This window comes from Paenibacillus sp. J22R67 (assembly GCF_059692175.1).
This window is the reverse complement of sequence record NZ_JCAUAX010000010.1, coordinates 206,761-223,089: the sequence shown is the minus strand read 5'-3', so window position 1 is coordinate 223,089 and position 16,329 is coordinate 206,761. Positions and strand designations below refer to the sequence as shown.

General features: G+C 48.2%; 15 protein-coding genes. 8 read left to right on the top strand and 7 right to left on the bottom strand.

What is annotated here, in order from left to right; translation table 11 throughout:
- Nucleotides 1-73 precede the first annotated feature (73 nt).
- The gene (locus AC58VC_RS29800; RefSeq protein WP_497374223.1) at nucleotides 74-3,649 is read left to right on the top strand and encodes an Npt1/Npt2 family nucleotide transporter; all 3,576 of its coding nucleotides are present in this window, start codon (nucleotides 74-76) and stop codon (nucleotides 3,647-3,649) included.
- 141 nt (nucleotides 3,650-3,790) lie between these two features.
- On the opposite strand, the gene AC58VC_RS29795 is transcribed toward AC58VC_RS29800, so the two are convergent.
- From AC58VC_RS29795 to AC58VC_RS29770, 6 genes are all read right to left on the bottom strand, one after another.
- The gene (locus tag AC58VC_RS29795) at nucleotides 3,791-4,735 is read right to left on the bottom strand and encodes a FecCD family ABC transporter permease (RefSeq protein WP_497374334.1); all 945 of its coding nucleotides are present in this window, start codon (nucleotides 4,733-4,735) and stop codon (nucleotides 3,791-3,793) included.
- A 50-nt stretch (nucleotides 4,736-4,785) separates the two neighbouring features.
- Nucleotides 4,786-5,799 carry a FecCD family ABC transporter permease gene (locus AC58VC_RS29790; RefSeq protein ID WP_497374221.1) on the bottom strand — a complete coding sequence of 338 codons (1,014 nt, stop codon included), beginning with the start codon at nucleotides 5,797-5,799 and terminating at the stop codon, nucleotides 4,786-4,788.
- A 4-nt stretch (nucleotides 5,800-5,803) separates the two neighbouring features.
- The gene (locus AC58VC_RS29785; RefSeq protein WP_497374219.1) at nucleotides 5,804-6,781 is read right to left on the bottom strand and encodes an ABC transporter substrate-binding protein; all 978 of its coding nucleotides are present in this window, start codon (nucleotides 6,779-6,781) and stop codon (nucleotides 5,804-5,806) included.
- A gap of 108 nt (nucleotides 6,782-6,889) precedes the next feature.
- Complete coding sequence (locus AC58VC_RS29780; protein ID WP_497374217.1) at nucleotides 6,890-7,687, bottom strand: AraC family transcriptional regulator; 798 nt, start codon at nucleotides 7,685-7,687, stop codon at nucleotides 6,890-6,892.
- An 855-nt stretch (nucleotides 7,688-8,542) separates the two neighbouring features.
- Nucleotides 8,543-8,821 (bottom strand): hypothetical protein, encoded by a 279-nt coding sequence (locus AC58VC_RS29775; RefSeq protein ID WP_497374215.1) that lies wholly within the window; start codon nucleotides 8,819-8,821, stop codon nucleotides 8,543-8,545.
- 224 nt (nucleotides 8,822-9,045) lie between these two features.
- Nucleotides 9,046-9,564, bottom strand: coding sequence for a DUF1761 domain-containing protein (locus AC58VC_RS29770; protein WP_497374213.1), 519 nt, complete (start codon nucleotides 9,562-9,564; stop codon nucleotides 9,046-9,048).
- Nucleotides 9,565-9,682: 118 nt separating this feature from the next.
- Here AC58VC_RS29770 and AC58VC_RS29765 point away from each other — a divergent pair, with 118 nt between their 5' ends.
- The 4 genes from AC58VC_RS29765 (at nucleotide 9,683) to lepB (ending at nucleotide 12,315) form a co-directional block, all read left to right on the top strand.
- A complete protein-coding gene (locus AC58VC_RS29765; RefSeq protein WP_497374211.1) occupies nucleotides 9,683-10,144 on the top strand; it encodes a hypothetical protein in 462 nt (153 codons plus the stop codon).
- A 58-nt stretch (nucleotides 10,145-10,202) separates the two neighbouring features.
- On the top strand, nucleotides 10,203-10,973 hold the full coding sequence (locus AC58VC_RS29760) for a hypothetical protein (protein WP_497374209.1): 771 nt from the start codon (nucleotides 10,203-10,205) through the stop codon (nucleotides 10,971-10,973).
- 71 nt (nucleotides 10,974-11,044) lie between these two features.
- On the top strand, nucleotides 11,045-11,719 hold the full coding sequence (locus AC58VC_RS29755) for a hypothetical protein (RefSeq protein WP_497374207.1): 675 nt from the start codon (nucleotides 11,045-11,047) through the stop codon (nucleotides 11,717-11,719).
- Nucleotides 11,720-11,754: 35 nt separating this feature from the next.
- Nucleotides 11,755-12,315, top strand: coding sequence for a signal peptidase I (lepB, locus tag AC58VC_RS29750; RefSeq protein WP_497374205.1), 561 nt, complete (start codon nucleotides 11,755-11,757; stop codon nucleotides 12,313-12,315).
- Nucleotides 12,316-12,375: 60 nt separating this feature from the next.
- Here lepB and AC58VC_RS29745 read toward each other — a convergent pair whose 3' ends face one another.
- Complete coding sequence (locus tag AC58VC_RS29745) at nucleotides 12,376-13,017, bottom strand: response regulator (RefSeq protein WP_497374203.1); 642 nt, start codon at nucleotides 13,015-13,017, stop codon at nucleotides 12,376-12,378.
- A gap of 158 nt (nucleotides 13,018-13,175) precedes the next feature.
- Here AC58VC_RS29745 and AC58VC_RS29740 point away from each other — a divergent pair, with 158 nt between their 5' ends.
- From AC58VC_RS29740 to AC58VC_RS29730, 3 genes are read left to right on the top strand one after another with little or no spacing between them, the layout of a single operon-like run.
- Nucleotides 13,176-14,729: a sensor histidine kinase gene (locus AC58VC_RS29740; protein ID WP_497374201.1), complete on the top strand. Its 1,554-nt coding sequence runs from the start codon at nucleotides 13,176-13,178 to the stop codon at nucleotides 14,727-14,729.
- Nucleotides 14,722-15,150 carry a response regulator gene (locus tag AC58VC_RS29735; RefSeq protein ID WP_497374199.1) on the top strand — a complete coding sequence of 143 codons (429 nt, stop codon included), beginning with the start codon at nucleotides 14,722-14,724 and terminating at the stop codon, nucleotides 15,148-15,150. Before AC58VC_RS29740 ends, AC58VC_RS29735 begins: the two co-directional genes overlap by 8 nt.
- Complete coding sequence (locus AC58VC_RS29730) at nucleotides 15,147-16,265, top strand: HD-GYP domain-containing protein (protein ID WP_497374197.1); 1,119 nt, start codon at nucleotides 15,147-15,149, stop codon at nucleotides 16,263-16,265. Before AC58VC_RS29735 ends, AC58VC_RS29730 begins: the two co-directional genes overlap by 4 nt.
- Nucleotides 16,266-16,329 lie beyond the last annotated feature (64 nt).

Below are 16,329 nucleotides of genomic sequence, written 5' to 3'. Positions count from 1 at the left end.
TTATTTTATCCTAGGACTTCTGGTACACTTCATATATGTGAATTGAAAAACGTCCCCATACATGAGGTGTATCATGAGCAGTAAGCTATCAAATAAATTGTATCAAACCTTACTACATAAGTTTGCGGGAGATACCAAGGAGTATAGAAAAGTTTTCCTTCTATTCGGCTATCTGTTCTGTGTCGTATCAGCTTCGACGATTGGAAGGACGGCGGCGGATACGTTATTTCTAAGTCGGTTCGATAACTCCTACTTATCAATCATGTACTTGCCTCAAGCCATTGTCATGATTACGGCTGGCGTCCTTTTTCAACGATTCTCACCGAGGGTGCGGTTGGAAAGCCTTATGAAGTGCTTGATTCCGCTGATTTCCATGCTCGTTCTGGTGTCCAGATTTGGCGTTGGCCTGGAGCTGCGCTGGGTGTTCCCGGTCATCTACATCGGCTATGATGTGTTCAATTTCCTAATGATCGTCTGTTTCTGGCAGTTCGCCACATCTGTGATGGACCAACGGAAAGCGAAGCAAATGATTGGGATCGTTGGTAGCGGGGGGATTACAGGCGGCATTCTCAGCGGTTTTGGGTTAAAAGCGCTCGTTCCGCTCGTAGGTACAGCGAATCTAATTTACTTCTATGCAGGCTTGCAACTGCTTGGGTTTGCTGCTGTATATTTAATTAGTAAGGCCGCAAAAGATTCGGTCGAAAGCAAGACGGCACAGCCTAGAACCGTATTGCCGAAGCCAAACGTGCAGCGGAAGTCTGGTCTTTTTGCGAGTGTGCCGCATCTGAAATATGTCGCGATTCTATCGGCAGCGCTTGTCCTATCCCTGACTTTAATCGACTATCAATTTAAAGTTATCCTAAGAGGAACCTTGCAGAACGAGGCTCTTGCAGGATTCATGGGGAGTTTCTATGGGTTCTCTGGTTTAATTGCATTAGGCTTTCAATTATTTGTTTCGGGACGCATTTTGACGCGTTATGGGGTCATGACGGCGTTGCTCATTTTCCCCATAACCCTGTTAGCAGGCAGCTTGGGGATTCTAGCGCTCCCGGTGCTCGCAATGGCAGTTGTCGTGAAGGGAAGCGATAAGGTTGTCGGGGACACGCTCTACTCTTCGGTCAGCCAATTGGTGATGTTTCCTGTTCCGCCGGAATGGCGAGGCAAGGCCAAAAGCTTCCTGGACGGGATCGTGCGCAACGGGGCAAAAGGGTTAGCAGCCATCTGCTTACTGATCGTTTCGCGTCTGCTTGCTCCTGAGCAGCTCAGTTACATCGTTCTCGCGCTTCTTGTTGTAGGCATTCTAGCAGGGATTAAGGTAAAAAAAGCGTACCTGCACACCCTTCTCTCCAACCTGAAAACAGGAGGAGACGATGTGCAAAAGGTCGAGCTGAATCTGATGGATGCGGTGAGCCGGAAGATGTTAATCGATGCGCTGTCCAGCCCGGACAAGCAGCAAGCTTTATATGCTTTTGGTCTTTTGCGTAAAATGGAGGGCTTCGACTTAACGCCTCATCTGGCTGACTTGCTCCATCACCCGATGCCAGACATGCGGATAGAAGTCTTATCTTATGTGGAGCAAATGATGCCCGAAGGCCTGCAGCCCACCTTGCATGAGCTGGCGTTAACGGCGGAGTCCCATGATCAGGTAAGAGCGAAGGCTTTGCTGGCACTTGCTGCTTATGCCAATGAAGCCTATCTGGATGAAATTACGGCGCAGCTGGAGGCTCCCGAAGTGGAAGTGCAGGCTGCAGCGATTGCGGGTCTAGTGAAATATTACAGCATCGAGGGCATGTTCCGGGCGGTAGGCAAGCTGAAAGCCATGATGGAAAGCGGGAAAGAAGAAGAACGCATAGCGATGGCTGCTTTATTCGGGCAAATTCGCGTGAAAACCTTTTATAAGCCGCTTATTTCACTTATGCAAGATCGTAGTCCTCAGGTCAGAATCCGCGCGTTGGAATCGGCCGCTATTCTTCATGTGTCGCCATTAATTGTACCGATCATTACCATGTTAAAAGATAGCCAAACCCGGCGATACGCCACTAAGGCCCTAGCAGCCTATGATGAGGAGGATGTGCTGCCGCAGTTGGCACCGTATTTGGAGCGGCAGGATGTGGGGCTATATATGCCTGCCGTACTTGAACAAATCGGGACGCAGTCCGCCTTCGATCTCTTGTTTAATTCTTATGAGGAAGCTCAGTACGAGATGCGGGATCGCATGCTGGAAACGCTACTTCGTATGCATCGGAGATTACCTCAGGTGAATAGTAAGAGAGTGGAATCCTATATTTTCCTAGAATTGCAGTTGTACGAACAGTTCGCTGAGCACGGTGCTCGTGTCATCGGCGAAGAGGGGTATCAAGGCATCGAAGCATTGATAAAGGAAATTCGAGAGGCGATAAGCAAGCGTATCTTCCAGTTATTGTCCTTCATCTATGAGGAGCAGACGATGAAGGCTGTGTTCATCGATTGGTCAGAAGGAGATTCGCGCCAGCAGGCGAATGCGGAAGAAGTTATGGATCAAACCCTGCAGGGCGCCCTACGCACGGAGATGGCTAAGTTCATGGCGGCATCGCGCAGTCTGGTGCGTAGTAACGTTGGCAATGGCACTTTCCAAGAGCATCTTGACTGGCTTGCAAGCGGGCAGGATGCCTGGCTGACGCAAAACATAAAGTTTCTCGCAGAAACCTCTGCTGTGGATAACTCTACTACACAGGATTATGATTTGATGGACCGCGTTCAGTTGTTGCGGCATGTGACGCTTTTCAAAGGGATGACAAGCCGGGATCTTTCGCACATAGCCCAGCGTTTAGACAAGCTGAGTTTTGGGCAAGGAAGCGTTATGATCCAGGAAGGGGATTCAGGCGATTCTCTGATGATTATGGAAAGGGGCAAAGCGGGCGTTTATCGAGGTGAGCAGCGGCTAGGTGATCTGAAGCAGGGCGATTGTTTCGGCGAGATGGCACTGCTCAGCCAGGGTCCGCGTACCGCGACGATTCGGGCCGAAGAGGATGTTCAACTTTGGCGGCTGGATTCAACTGCCTTCTACGATATGATTTTCGATCAGACGAGCATTGCCGTAGAAATGATGAAGCTGCTTTCTCGCAGACTGAGGACTGAGCTAGCGCGGGTACCCGCGGCGGATTCTTCCTCAGATGCTAAGCTTATGCGGGCTGAAGTCGCTGCGGCAACGCAAGAACATTCAGTTGCGGCTAAGCCGGCGGTTCAAGAGCTGACACGCGATGAGGCGCTGTTGCGGCGAATCTTGGTTCTGCAGAAGATTGAATTGTTCCAGCATTTGGCGCAGGATGATTTCCTTTGGTTAGCCCAAATGGTGGATGAGGTGGCCTATGAAGCGGGAGAAGCGATATGCCGCACAGGCGACTTCGGAGATACCATGTATGGCATTATCGCAGGCAGCATTCGTGTGCATCGAGGCAGTGAAGAGTACGCCGTCCTTCGGGAAGGGGATTTCTTCGGCGAGATGGCCATTATTGACAGCGGACCTCGTTCGGCTGACTGCACGGCGAAGGAACCAACCTTGCTGCTGCAGCTCCATCGGGATCAGGTAATGACCTTCTGCTTCCAGAACATCGACGTCTTGCGCAGTATGATGCGAGTGATTGCGGAACGACTGCGGAGTATGAATTAAAAGCTAAGGGGCTTCCCAGAATGGCCTTGCCTGACCTTCTGGGAGAGCCCCTTTATTTGTAGATAAGAAAGTATAAGTTTTTTACTTTAGCTTCGCTCTACCTTGACAAACGCGCTCGTCCTAAAAGGACGACGAAGTCGTTTATCCTTGGTTGCGCAGACGTTCCTTGCGCAGCAGGTAAATAAAATACGGCGCGCCGATCACGGCGGTCATGATTCCCACAGGCACTTCGCGCGGGAGGATGATGATGCGGCCGAGGAGGTCGCCGAGCAGCATCAAATCCGCCCCGATGACAGCCGCCAGCGGGATCAGCCACTGGTGCCGGCTGCCGACGAGGCTGCGCGCGATGTGCGGGGCGATCAGGCCGATGAAGCCGATCGCGCCCACGGCCGACACGGAGATGCCGGCCAAAGCAACGGCAAGCAGCAGCAGCAGGAAACGCTGCTTCACGATGTTGAGGCCCAGCGAGGCGGTGATGTCGTCGCCAAGCAGAAACACATTCAGCTTGGCGAAGTTCGCCCACACGATGGGCAGGAGCACTGCGATCCACGGCAGCAGGGTGTAGACATCGTGCCAGCTGCGGCTCCATAAGCTGCCTGAGAGCCAGAGCAGCGCCATGTTGATATCGCTGGGGTGCCTGACAATCAAGTACTGTGTGCCTGCTTGGAACACAGTACCAATCGCTACGCCCACCAAGGCTAACGTGGATGGGCTAAGTGTTAACCGGCGGCTGAGCAGCAGCAGGAGCAGGAACGCCAGGAAGGCGCCGGCGAAAGCGGCAATCGGCAAGACGTAGCTTGGCGATTTGGGGAACAGAAAGATCACGGCAGCCGCCATGAAGCCGGCCCCTTTCGTAATTCCCACGACGTCTGGGCTGGCAAGCGGATTTCGCACTAGGCCTTGCAGAATGACGCCGCCCACGGCTAATCCGAAGCCCGCTAGTATCGCGACTAGAACGCGGGGTAAGCGGACTTGATGCACGATGAAGTAAGACTGGCTTTGTGCATCTGTTAAGCCGGACCATACCTCGCCAAAAGGAATACGCACAGCGCCTACATGGACATAAAGGGCTGTTAATACAATCATGATAATCAGAGCCACTATCAGAGAGAGGGCAGAGGTGTGTGTGAATCTTCTCACTTCGCACCTCCTTGCTTGCGGGCCAAGTAAATGAAATATGGCGCGCCAATCACGGCGGTCACGATGCCCACCGGTGATTCGAAGGGGAAAGCGATGAACCGGCTGAGAAAGTCGGCATAGACGAGCAAGATTCCGCCGAGCAGGGCGGTCATTGGCCCTAGAATAGGCAAGTTCGGCCCAATCAAAGCGCGAGCGATGTGCGGGACAAGCAAACAAATGAAGCCGATCGGGCCGCATAGGGCTACGGCAGAGCCGGCGAGTATGAGAACAAGTACGATACTGACGCCGCGCACGATGTTTACGCGCTGGCCTAGGCCTGCCGCAATGTCGTCATCAAGCAACAGCAGCTTGAACGCTGGCAGCATGAGGGTGAATAACACCATCCCGCCTATGAAGAAAGGCAAAATGATTCGAACATCCGACCAGCCTGCCAGATTCAGGGAGCCGACCAGCCAGAAAATCATGCTGTCCGTGGCATGCTGATTCATAATAATGAAACCTTCCGTCAAAGAAGACATGAGGAAGTGGATCGTGATTCCGGCTAACGCCAGACGCACATACTGCTGGCGTCCTGCGCCTGCTAAAGACCAGATCAGCAGTGCGCTTAGGGCAGCCCCAACAAAGGCAAAGCCGATGAGTCCGAAGTTTCCGAAATGAGGCAAAGCGACCAGCCCGATCACAACGGCTAACGCCGCACCGGCATTAATCCCGAATATATGCGGGGATGCCAGTGGGTTTTTGGTTGTGATCTGGGTCAACATGCCGGCCAAAGCGAGCTGCATGCCAACGATACACGCCATGATAGCGCGTGGTAGACGAAGCGTTTGGATATACAGATGGGCTTTATCGCTGCCCTGATAAGTTACCGCTTCGAACAAGGTGCGCCAAGAGACATAGGCTTGGCCCCACTTCAAGTTGCAAATCACGCCGATCAGCATCACGAGAACAGTGGCAGAAAATAGGAAGAGCAGAGGCCATTTCTGGCTCTGCTTCTCAGTTATAGGCTTCATTGGACTATTGCCCCAGATTCTTCATTACATCATCAAGAATTTTCTCGGATCCAAGGAATCCGCGTGATAGAGACCAGTCACGACGCTCTACCGTATATACTTTCTTATTAGCTACAGCGTCAATCTTCTGCCAAAGCGGGTTTGTTTCCCATTGTTTAACAATCGTTTCTTTCTCAGTTGGCATCAGGAACAGGACTTGCGGGTTTGCTTCCACGAGCTGCTCAAGTGTAATTTGCGGATAGGCAGCAGCATTTTTTACTGGATCTGTGTAACCAAGCATGGCTAGGAAAGAACCGCTGTAAGCGTGATCTGAGTGCGCGAAGAATCCTTTGGGATTCACAACAGCTGGAAGTACACGAAGATTGGTAGCGGTTAGTTTCTTTTTCACCGTATCTACTTTAGCTTGGTGCTCTGCCAGACGTTTCTTGCCTTCCTCTTCCTTACCAACGGCTTTGGCGATGATGCCAACGTTTTTCAGCATTTGGTTGTAGTCGGCTTGGAAATCGTCCAATACGAGAACTGGTGCAATGCCTTTTAGCTGGGCGATAGCATTCTTATGCTTGTTGATGTCTGCAATGATCAGATCAGGTTTCAGTGAGGAAATCAGTTCAATGTTCGGCTCGTAACGGGAACCTACGGACTTGTAGGATTTGAGTTGGGCTTTGACAGAGTCCATCAAAAGATCCGGGCTGTCATCATCGGCAACACCAACTGGCTGTACGCCAAGTGTGACAAGGATGTCAGTGAATCCGAATTCCATAGCAACGATGCGTTCTGGTTTCTTAGGTAGTTCAAATGTTCCTGTAGCATCTTGCACGGTGATTTTACCGTCCGCTTGAGCGGCAGGCTTCTGACTTGCTGCGGCAGGCGTAGTAGTTGCTGCTGCTGATTCGGTATTCGTCGATTTGCCGCAAGCTGCTAGGCTTAGTGCAAACACGGTGATCAGTGCGATCAGGCTAAAGCGAGTAAAATAGTGTTTCATTTGTTGACTCCCCCATGACAATGATTATTATTCTCATTTGAAATAATACGCTCAATTTCCGCGTAAGGACATGTCTGATTTGTATAATCAGCATGTCTAATTATTAGATTAATCTTGGTTAGCGACAAATTCCGACGGGGAGGTGCCGGTCTTCTTCTTGAATACTTTGCTGAAATGGAAATAGTCGATGAATCCGACACGCCCTGCCACTTCTTTGGCAAGTAAATCGGTGTGAAGAAACATTTGCTTTGCTTTCTCAATACGTAAGGTGTACAAGTAATTCATCATCGTCACCCCGGTTTGTTTTTTGAATAGAACCGTAAAATAGCCAACACTCATGCCTGCTCGTCTAGCCAGCATCGGAAGGGAAAGCTCCAGCATGTAGTGCTCATTCATATAGGAAAGAATCTCCTCGATGGATTCGCTTGATGACTTCTTGTCCTGAGTTAAATGGGATTCATATAGATAAATGAAAAGAATGCGCTCTAGCATCATGCGCTTTCGAATCGTTTGGGCGGCTATTTCCTCATCCGATAGTGGATGGATGTCCTCCGCCGTTCGGAGCAACTCGTCCAACATATAGTGGATTTTGATTTCACTTAAAGTAGTGAGAGGGCCGTGCAGGGACCATGGATAACCGTCAGGTATCATCCGGTAGGTGATGACGATGTATTCGGCAGTTTTGGTTTTGGGGACCTGGATGGCGTAGGGACCATACTCGGGATGGCAAGCATAAGCTTGCGAACAAACCAGTGGTTCCTGGTTATTCTGATGCAGCGTTATATGGCCGCGACGAACAATAATAAGCTGGTACATGCCAGCAGGACATCCAAGCGTAAGGGGGGAGCTGCAAGTCTCGATCTGCTCGATGAGCGGGACGAGGGGAATAAGCTGTTGAAAATTCATAAACGGAATCCTTTCCAATCCTAGACATGCTTTTCTTTGATAGTGACACAGAAAGGGTTTTGCAACAAGTGGAGAAAATATGTAAATGTGGAGTGGAGGGAGCTCCTCGACTCGCTGTCTGGTAACGGACAGAGATGACAATATTTGCTGCTTTTGGGAGAGGACTAGCATTAACGGACTCAAGAGACGCTATTGGCCATGGAATTGCCTAAAACAGCGACAAAATCCATAACTAACGCCCCCTCAGTCCGATAGCACCTCGAATCCAGCCGGATTTGGCAGAATAACGGCTTCTGAGTCCGTAACAGAACAGTGGTTACTTGGGGAGCTGAAGGATGAGCTGCTATTGGTGGGATTCGTGGCAGTTTAACTAGTTGGCTACCATTGGTGATGTACATTTGCAGCCGGCGCAGCCTTTATGGACTGTGTTAAACAAGCCTAAGAGAAGGACTGTTTAACATTGGAATTCTACAGTATTAACGGGCCAGACCGGTTTAGGTGGGAGGGAGGAACGTGGTGGGAACTATGATCCGCTATTCGTCAGATCTGGGGCACATCGGCGAGATGGAGGGAACTGTGGTCCGCTTTTCAGCCATTTCAGCCAACATGTATGCTGTTGAGGGTAAATAACACCTTGTAGTTCCGCTGAACCACGAAAATGGATGATTTCGTTCAAATAACGGCCTGTAGTTCCCCATCGCTTGCACAACTTATAATCGCAACATTCCCTAATACGCTCAAATAAAAAAAGGCTATCCCAAAAGTAGAAGATTCTACTTTCGAGACAGCCTCTCTCAACCCGCGCGGAGTTGCTTGCCAAGCTGCTAGCGCGAATTGTGGGTATTTACCCACATTTTATAATGCATAGACGCTTCTCATAATGATTTCGGGCAGCTCGGCTTGCTGAGCGTAGTACTGCTCAGGCGTGATACTGCCGCTGGACAGGCGCTCATCGAGCTGTTCAATGAGCTCTGCGAGCTGAAGATCAATTACTTTTTGGACATCGACCTTATTCGCTTCAGCGATATCGGCGAGTGACAGCCCATTATATTGGGCGTTGTAGATGTCTTCCTCGGAAGCTAGCCCAAGAACATGGAGCAGGTCATATTTTGCAGCTATAAATTGTTTTTTCATCATAGATACCACCGTACATAGGTTATAGTCCAGCTGCCCAGTCAGCTGGAGGCTTGTGTTCCCAAAGGGTCCTGCTCCAGTATATGCAGGAGTTCGCGATCTGGCTTGGGGACTTACCTTATTACACAGGTTGGGTGTGATTGAATCACGGATAAAAGCAAAAAAGAGCTATCCCAAAATCTTGCAAGCAAGATCTTTTTGGGACAGCTCTTTGTGATGTTTTCCTAGCCCTGCCAAGCGCCAATGATGATGCCGCCAATGAGGTAGGCAACCAGGTGGTAGCCGACTGTGATGAAGTACAGCGGTAGCTTGGCATTTTCGAATAGGTAGTTCATGCCGATTTTTAGAGAGATACTCAGGCCGATCAACGCGCCGACCGCGAGCCCTGTTGCCCAGGTGGTCTCACCGCCCATGGTCAATAGAAGAGCAAGAATAAAGGAGCCGCCAAGAGCCGTTAATGCGGTAAGGATGTAGGTGAGCGGACCTCCTCCGGACATCTCTTTCATTTTCACATTACGCTGCTTGGCCCATGCATGACCGAATAAAACAGGTGAATACCACAGAAAACCGAGTACCATAGTGACCACTGTAGCGACAAGCACAGCGAGATAGTTCACTTCTAATAAGTTCAAGATAAGACCCCCATAGCGGATGAATGATAGATCGATTATAGATGAATTGTATCGTTGCGCTGGATTCTTGTAAATGATGGTTCTAGTCGATCTGGTACGAAAGTATACCATTCATCCCCCTCTAAGGTAGCAATAATAAATTACCCTTGTGTGGGAAGGCGCAAACTGTATGCTGAGCTACAATAAGTTTGTAAGCAGGTGCAGAACAAGAAGGAGGCAGGGCAGCGAGATGATCCGTTTAAAACGCAAAGTGATGATCGGTTCATTGAGCCTCTCGACTTTCCTCATCATGGGTACGGCATATGCCTACTCCGATGCGAGTGTCCCGCTGCAAAGCTGGTACAAAGCAAATTTTCAGCTGGGCAAGAATGAAGTGAATAGCAAAGCTATTCGTGGTTTGAACGAAAGCAAGCAGGACATGAAAGCATCGGCGGATGAGTTGCTCTCAGGTAGAATCGCCAACCTGAAACAGGTTCAGGATGTCAAGAGTCAGCAAGCGAAGAATCGCGTAGAGGCTGCTAACCGAGACTACGTCAGTCAGATAGAGAGCAAAGCGGAAGAACTGACGAAGGCGGAAGGGCCCGCTCAGTTCGACAAGTATGTCCATGCTTCGAGCGAGAAGTTTAACCTTGAAGTAGATCAGTTGGCCGTCCAAGTGCTTCAGGAATTAACGTTAACGCCGGGGAAGTAGTCAGTCATTTGAATTATGGTTCACCAAATAAAATGATAACAAGGGAGATTGATGAACGATGAAAGCATTGAAAAGTAAATTAGCAGTTGGGGTTATCGCAACAGGATTAGTAGCAGGTATGGGTACAGCTTTTGCAGCAACAGACGCTGGCGGTCAGCTTCAAAGCTGGTATAACAGCGCAACGAAAGTAACCAAAGCTTTAGTAGCTGGAGATGTAGCAAGCTTCGTTGCTTCCAATAACGACAAGTTGGTTGCGGATTACAAAGCGATCAACAATGGTGCTGTTAATGATGTGAAAACAGCGGGTACAACAGAAACAACGCAAACGCAAGGTGCTATCAACGGTCAAGTAACGACGTACTCCAATGCCATTGACACGAAAAAAGGAACTATTGCAGCTGGTATGCCTGGTGAGTACGACAAACTCGTAAATGATGCCAATAACTTTAACAATGGCGTTATTGATGGTCTTGGTTTTGCTGGTAAATTAGACATCATCCACGATGTAAACGAGCAAGGTAAGAAGTCTGTAAGTGCTCTGGAAAGCAATGTTGCAACAACGCAAACGCAAGCGGCAGCGACATTGACAACGAAAATTGAAACGACAAAAACGGAACTGAACAACTTGCTTAGCCAAGAAAGAACGGCAGCAACCCAAGAAATTAAAGACAACTTAACATCAAAAATTGCAGCTAAATTAGCAGAACTTCAGAAGCTTGCTGATGATCTGGAAGCAGCTAACATTCAAACAATCACGAACAAAGGCGACGCTCTTGAAGCTTCCGGTAAAACAGCTCTCGAGAACATCGTACTTAACGGTTTGAAATAATAAAATGCCTTAAGCGGACTGGCCCCGGCTTCGGGGCCTTACGCTTACTTTGAGATAAGGGAGGAATGAACATGATGAAGAGAAATGAGAAGAAACGTAAGATGAAGTCCAAGCGAATTGTCGCAGCCGGAATTGTTTCTTTAACTGTCGTTCTCACGGCATCCGCCGGAATTTCCTATGCGGATATGGATATTGCCGGCGCTATGGCTTCTTGGTTCAACAAGAAAACAGAGCAAGTCATCCAAGGGCTGGATCAATCCATGAAATCAGAGACGGATGCGCAGAAGGAAATGTTAAAGAAAGAATTGCAGCTTCGACTTGAAGCATCCACTAGAAGCCTTGAATCTTTCACAGATACGCAGAAACAACTTCATCTGCAGGCACTTGAGCAGCATGCACAAAGTCTGCTTGCCGCCACCGATGTGAAAACTGAGCAGGATCGCATACAAATTTTGAATAAGTTGCAGGCCATTCTCGACAGCGCCAAGGGTGCCATGGACACCTTAGCGGCTAGTTATGTACCACCAGCTATGGTGTTCACACAGAGTCCGCCTGTAATTTTGGTGCCACCGCCAGCTAGCGCACCCGTGTTACCACCAGTGACGCTACCTGTGATGCCACCTGCAGTACCACCAGTGACTACGCCTGAGTTGCCACCGGCGGCGCCACCGCCGACGGTCATTTCGGATGTATATGGGCAGCAAGCAGATGCGAGTGTAAGTCATGTCACGTACAATCAATCATAATTTAGCGTTAGAGCTAGTGAGGGTGGGAAAGCATCATGACAGATGGGGTTTTGGAACGTAAGAAGTCAGTAGAGACTAAGCAAAAAAGTGAATTCTGGGGCTGGGTTCGATTCATTTTACTACTCTCACTAGCCTTTATATTGATTAATAACATGATAGGGCTCACGAGGGTCTCTGGTAATTCCATGAATCCGACGCTGGAAAGCGGTAATATTTTGCTAATGAATAAAGTATCGCTATTTTTTAAAACACCAAAGTACGGCGACGTGGTTGTTATCAAGGATGAACGGTTAGAATTCAGCATTATTAAACGTGTCATTGCCGTTCAAGGCGATCGCGTATTCATTCGGGATGGCGTTATCTACGTCAACGAAACACCGCTGCCTGAGCTGTATACAGCCGGCAAGTCAGAGAATATGGACGTACAGACGATTCCAAGCGGCCATCTATTCGTGGTCGGAGACAATCGGAACCTGGGTGAAAGTAAGGATAGCCGTGATCCCTCGCTGGGTCCTGTACACATCAAAGATGTGAAGGGTTATGCGGTCTTCTCCTTACTGCCGATGCATCAAATTGCAGAGCCTCTTGACCTGTAAAGCCAAAAAAGATCCGGCGGGTTATCCTAATCCCGACGGATCTTTCTTATGTGTAGGCGGTTAACGCTGCATTTCGAATTGAACCAACCCTTTGGACAAAGCGTATAAGGCGGCTTGCGTCCGATCGGCTAGTTCTAACTTGGCTAGAACCTGGCTCACATGCTTTTTGACAGTAAACTCTGTGATGTAGAGGGCGTTTGCAATCTCTTTGTTTGAGCGGCCTTTGCCAAGCGACATTAATACTTCAAGTTCTTTGGGCGTCAGCTCGGACAGTTCCTGCTTTTCTCTGCCTGACTTATGGTCCATGATGGACCCCATTAACACCGGATCGTAGTACTTACGACCACGAGCTACAACTTCGATGCCGTACAACAAGTCTTCTGGAAACGCTTCCTTTAAACAGACGCCATCAATCTGCATGGACTGTGCGAGATGAAGCTCACTTTGAGTGATGGATGAAGTTAAGATTATATATTTACAAGCATGTCCTGCCCTGCGTGCCTCTTGAATAAAATCGATTCCGTTCTCATTTCCTAAATTCAAATCTACGAGCACAAGATCGGGGTTTGTCTGATCCAGAAGCCGTAGAGCCTCCTTCGTATTCGCTGCTTCCCCAACAATATTCATGAATTGACCAGATGAAACAATGGTACATATGCCTTTGCGAACAAGCGGGTGATCATCAAGGATAATCATATTCATCGATCGGGTTCCCTCCAAAGTGTTGCGATCTATGATATACTGAAACTAGGTACAAAATCCTAGTGCTTTTTACCTATAATTGTAGGTGACTGATTCATTGTATAACAAAAACAGTCGAAAAACCATTAAGAATTCATAAAGTTTAGGGGTATTTCAGCATGAGTTTATCGAACAAATCGGGTTTGTATGTATTTTTTGGAGGCAGATGGGTGCTGCTGTTGATGGGTCTCCTGATCTATACCAAATCGGGCAACGTAACTCCGGGCTTGTTGTTAGCTGCGGTCCTTTTTCACACGGCTTACAGCCTGTTATATCTGTTTAAAATGGGTAAAAACGCGGCAATAGCAGCATCTGCTGTTGATATTGGTTTCGGGGTTTATTTGCTTTGGTTAACAGGGGGGTTGTCCTCTCCATTCCTAATCTACTGTTTTACTGGGTTATTGATGCTTAAGCGGTTTGTGACATGGAGAAGGTATTACTCATTCTCGTTCTGTTATGCGCTGTTCCTCCCGATGATCTTTGCAGCGACTTCTGATCGTGCCGCGTATATGTATCTCCTGAACCATTTTGATTACAGCTTTATTGTGCTCGGGTACTTCTGTTTGATAAGTTTTGCCCACTACACTATACAAGTAGTGCGTAAACAATACCGCAAGCTGGTGATGATTTATTCGTCTCGTTTTATGGCGCGGCAGCCGAGGAACCAAGGGAGTATTCCTTATTTAGAAGGGCTGCTTAAGAAGATTTTGGACGAGCGCGAAGTCATTCTCTGTATGGAAAGCGATAGACAGAACGAGAAAGTACATAGTTGGAAGCATACTTATTTCACAAACTACATGAAGCAAAATGTATCTCTGAACGGTCAGAGGATGTACGCCAAATTGCCATCACCAACAGGGGAACTAGAGTCGCTGTACATCCAGACACTGCTCGACCGCAGCGGGGAGTCTTATGGTTGGCTGTTGGTGAAGGCGGAGAAAAATGAATTATCTATCCTGCACAAAATATATATCCAATGCATTCTTATGAGGTTGGAAGCTATTCATTTCAGCGATGGGGAACTGCTAGAAGCAGAAGAGGCAGCGGTCGCGATTGAGCGCGGTACGATTGCCCAGAACATCCATGACGGCATCACGCAAGAGTTGTTTTTCATCTCGATACAGCTGTTTCAGTTGAAAAATGCACTACCGGTACATGCGCGCGAAGAAATGCTCCCTTATGTAACTGAGATCGAGAAAAAGGTGAAAGAAAGCCACCGCAATATTCGCCAATTCATTATTGAACTTAAAGATGAGAAGAGAACGGTTAATCTCCATTATGCCATTGATAAACTACTGCATCGTATTACAGAAAACACAGGAGTGAAGCCGATTTTTGAACATATCGGTTGGGTTTCGCAGGAACAGGTGGATATCGAAGGCGCGATCTATCATTTGGTGGAGGAAGCGGCTAACAACGTCATCAAACACGCGAAAGCCAAGCATCTTCACGTGACAATTGAAGTAACGAGTGTACAATGGATGGTTAGGATTAAGGATGACGGAATCGGAATGAAGACCGTTGATAGGCATCAAGAAGGAAGGTTTGGATTAGGCGGCATGGAGGGCCGAATTAGAGCTTTGAACGGTACAATCTCATTCCAATCTGAGGAGGCCGCGGGAACTACAATTACCGCATTTATACCACGCGAAAGGAGTACAGCTTATGTATAAGGTCATTATTGCTGATGACAGCTCGATTGTAAGGGCAGGTCTTCAAATCCTGCTTGATAGCTGTGGCGCTTATGCAGTAACAGGCGTGGCCACCAATGGGAATGAAGCGATTGAGCAGTCCCTATCTTTAGTGCCGGATTTACTGCTGACAGATCTCAAGATGCCCGGCATACCGATCATCGAAGGGGCAAAGTCGCTTAAAAACATATATCCGCAGATGAAAATCATTATCCTAACCGCATTTGATGAAAGTGAAGATATTTATCGTGCTTTTCAAGCAGGTGTGGATGGTTATTTAATGAAAGATACGAGCCCTGAGGTTATATTGTCCACCATTGATGAGGTCATGAAAGGAATATCTTATTTCCAAAGCAAAGAGTACGGAACCTATCCCGCCTCCCAAAGGAGTTCACTCATATGAACTTGCAGCGCCTCGAGAATCAGCCCATCGATCAACTGATGATGTTCATAATCGCCAGTATGGCTTCGGTATGCACGATTAGTGGAATATTCTATTGGCTGGTTAGCAGAGACTCAGAATCATATCTATATATGGTAACTTCGCTTACCGTGTCGCTTTTCGCTTGGGGAATTCTCGTGATTCAGAAGAACCTGCCCAAAGAAAATGTGTATACGAAGCTCATATCTCCGGTCATTATCTTTGTTGTTGTTGTTGTGACTACCCTGTACAACCCTTTGTCTTTGTGGCACATGTGGGTGGCGATTGCCTTTTGCCCCATTCTCCTTAGTTTGCTGGTCGATTCCAAAATATATGTATACGGCTGTCTCATTGTTATGATGTACGTCGTGCTCCTCTCTATATTCGGGCCTACTTCTGTTATAGTCGGGGACATCTCGCCAATGATTGCGGCAATAACCAGAGGTGTTTATACATTAGGAAGTACGATTCTTGGCGGTATCATCCTTATTTCACGTAAACAGTATAAAAAGCGTGTTGAAGCTTTGGCATTTCAGCAGCAGAAACAGCAAGTGATTAATCTTCTGCAAAGTTTTATTCCCGTTGGAGAGCGGAAAACCCAAACGTCGCGGAAAGAAATTGGAGAGATGAGCAAGCTGCTCAAATCGCTTGTGAAGGCTTATGGTGGATTACGCGTGCAGGAGTGGGAGATTGATCTGTTGTCGCTTCTGCATTTTGTCAGCAGGGTCAAGCTGCCGGATTATATGTTCGAAAAGGAAGGCAAGCTGTCTGAATTCGAATACGAAGTCGTTCAGGAACACTGCTATATGGCCAAGGAATTATGTGAAGGCATCCCGGATTTTAAAGAGGTGGAGAAGGCATTCCTGTATCATCATGAAAAAGTAGACGGCACCGGCTACCCGTATCGGCTTGCAGGAGATCAGATCCCGTTGCTGTCGCAGATGCTTGGATTAGTGGAAGTATTCTTGGCGCTAACGACGCCGCGTTCTTACAGGCAGGAAATGTCCCAGTGGGAGGCTTATGCAGAAATTCAGAAGCTGGTAGGGCATTCGTTCCGCGCCGATATCGTGGAGATTTTCGGAAAAGTAATCGATTGATACGATTAGCCCGGCGGTGTCCAACATCCAATATTACCCTGCTAGAAGCACGCCTACTCTAGCC

Bases quoted from the DNA above. Each gene is read 5' to 3' on its own strand.
- AC58VC_RS29730 (WP_497374197.1), top strand. From the start codon at position 15,147: ATGAACTTGCAGCGCCTCGAGAATCAGCCCATCGATCAACTGATGATG.
- AC58VC_RS29785 (WP_497374219.1), bottom strand. From the start codon at position 6,781: ATGAAACACTATTTTACTCGCTTTAGCCTGATCGCACTGATCACCGTG.
- AC58VC_RS29740 (WP_497374201.1), top strand. From the start codon at position 13,176: ATGAGTTTATCGAACAAATCGGGTTTGTATGTATTTTTTGGAGGCAGA.
- AC58VC_RS29755 (WP_497374207.1), top strand. From the start codon at position 11,045: ATGATGAAGAGAAATGAGAAGAAACGTAAGATGAAGTCCAAGCGAATT.
- lepB (WP_497374205.1), top strand. From the start codon at position 11,755: ATGACAGATGGGGTTTTGGAACGTAAGAAGTCAGTAGAGACTAAGCAA.
- AC58VC_RS29780 (WP_497374217.1), bottom strand. From the start codon at position 7,687: ATGAATTTTCAACAGCTTATTCCCCTCGTCCCGCTCATCGAGCAGATC.
- AC58VC_RS29770 (WP_497374213.1), bottom strand. From the start codon at position 9,564: ATGGTATACTTTCGTACCAGATCGACTAGAACCATCATTTACAAGAAT.
- AC58VC_RS29745 (WP_497374203.1), bottom strand. From the start codon at position 13,017: ATGAATATGATTATCCTTGATGATCACCCGCTTGTTCGCAAAGGCATA.
- AC58VC_RS29795 (WP_497374334.1), bottom strand. From the start codon at position 4,735: ATGATTGTATTAACAGCCCTTTATGTCCATGTAGGCGCTGTGCGTATT.
- AC58VC_RS29735 (WP_497374199.1), top strand. From the start codon at position 14,722: ATGTATAAGGTCATTATTGCTGATGACAGCTCGATTGTAAGGGCAGGT.
- AC58VC_RS29800 (WP_497374223.1), top strand. From the start codon at position 74: ATGAGCAGTAAGCTATCAAATAAATTGTATCAAACCTTACTACATAAG.
- AC58VC_RS29790 (WP_497374221.1), bottom strand. From the start codon at position 5,799: ATGAAGCCTATAACTGAGAAGCAGAGCCAGAAATGGCCTCTGCTCTTC.
- AC58VC_RS29765 (WP_497374211.1), top strand. From the start codon at position 9,683: ATGATCCGTTTAAAACGCAAAGTGATGATCGGTTCATTGAGCCTCTCG.
- AC58VC_RS29775 (WP_497374215.1), bottom strand. From the start codon at position 8,821: ATGAAAAAACAATTTATAGCTGCAAAATATGACCTGCTCCATGTTCTT.
- AC58VC_RS29760 (WP_497374209.1), top strand. From the start codon at position 10,203: ATGAAAGCATTGAAAAGTAAATTAGCAGTTGGGGTTATCGCAACAGGA.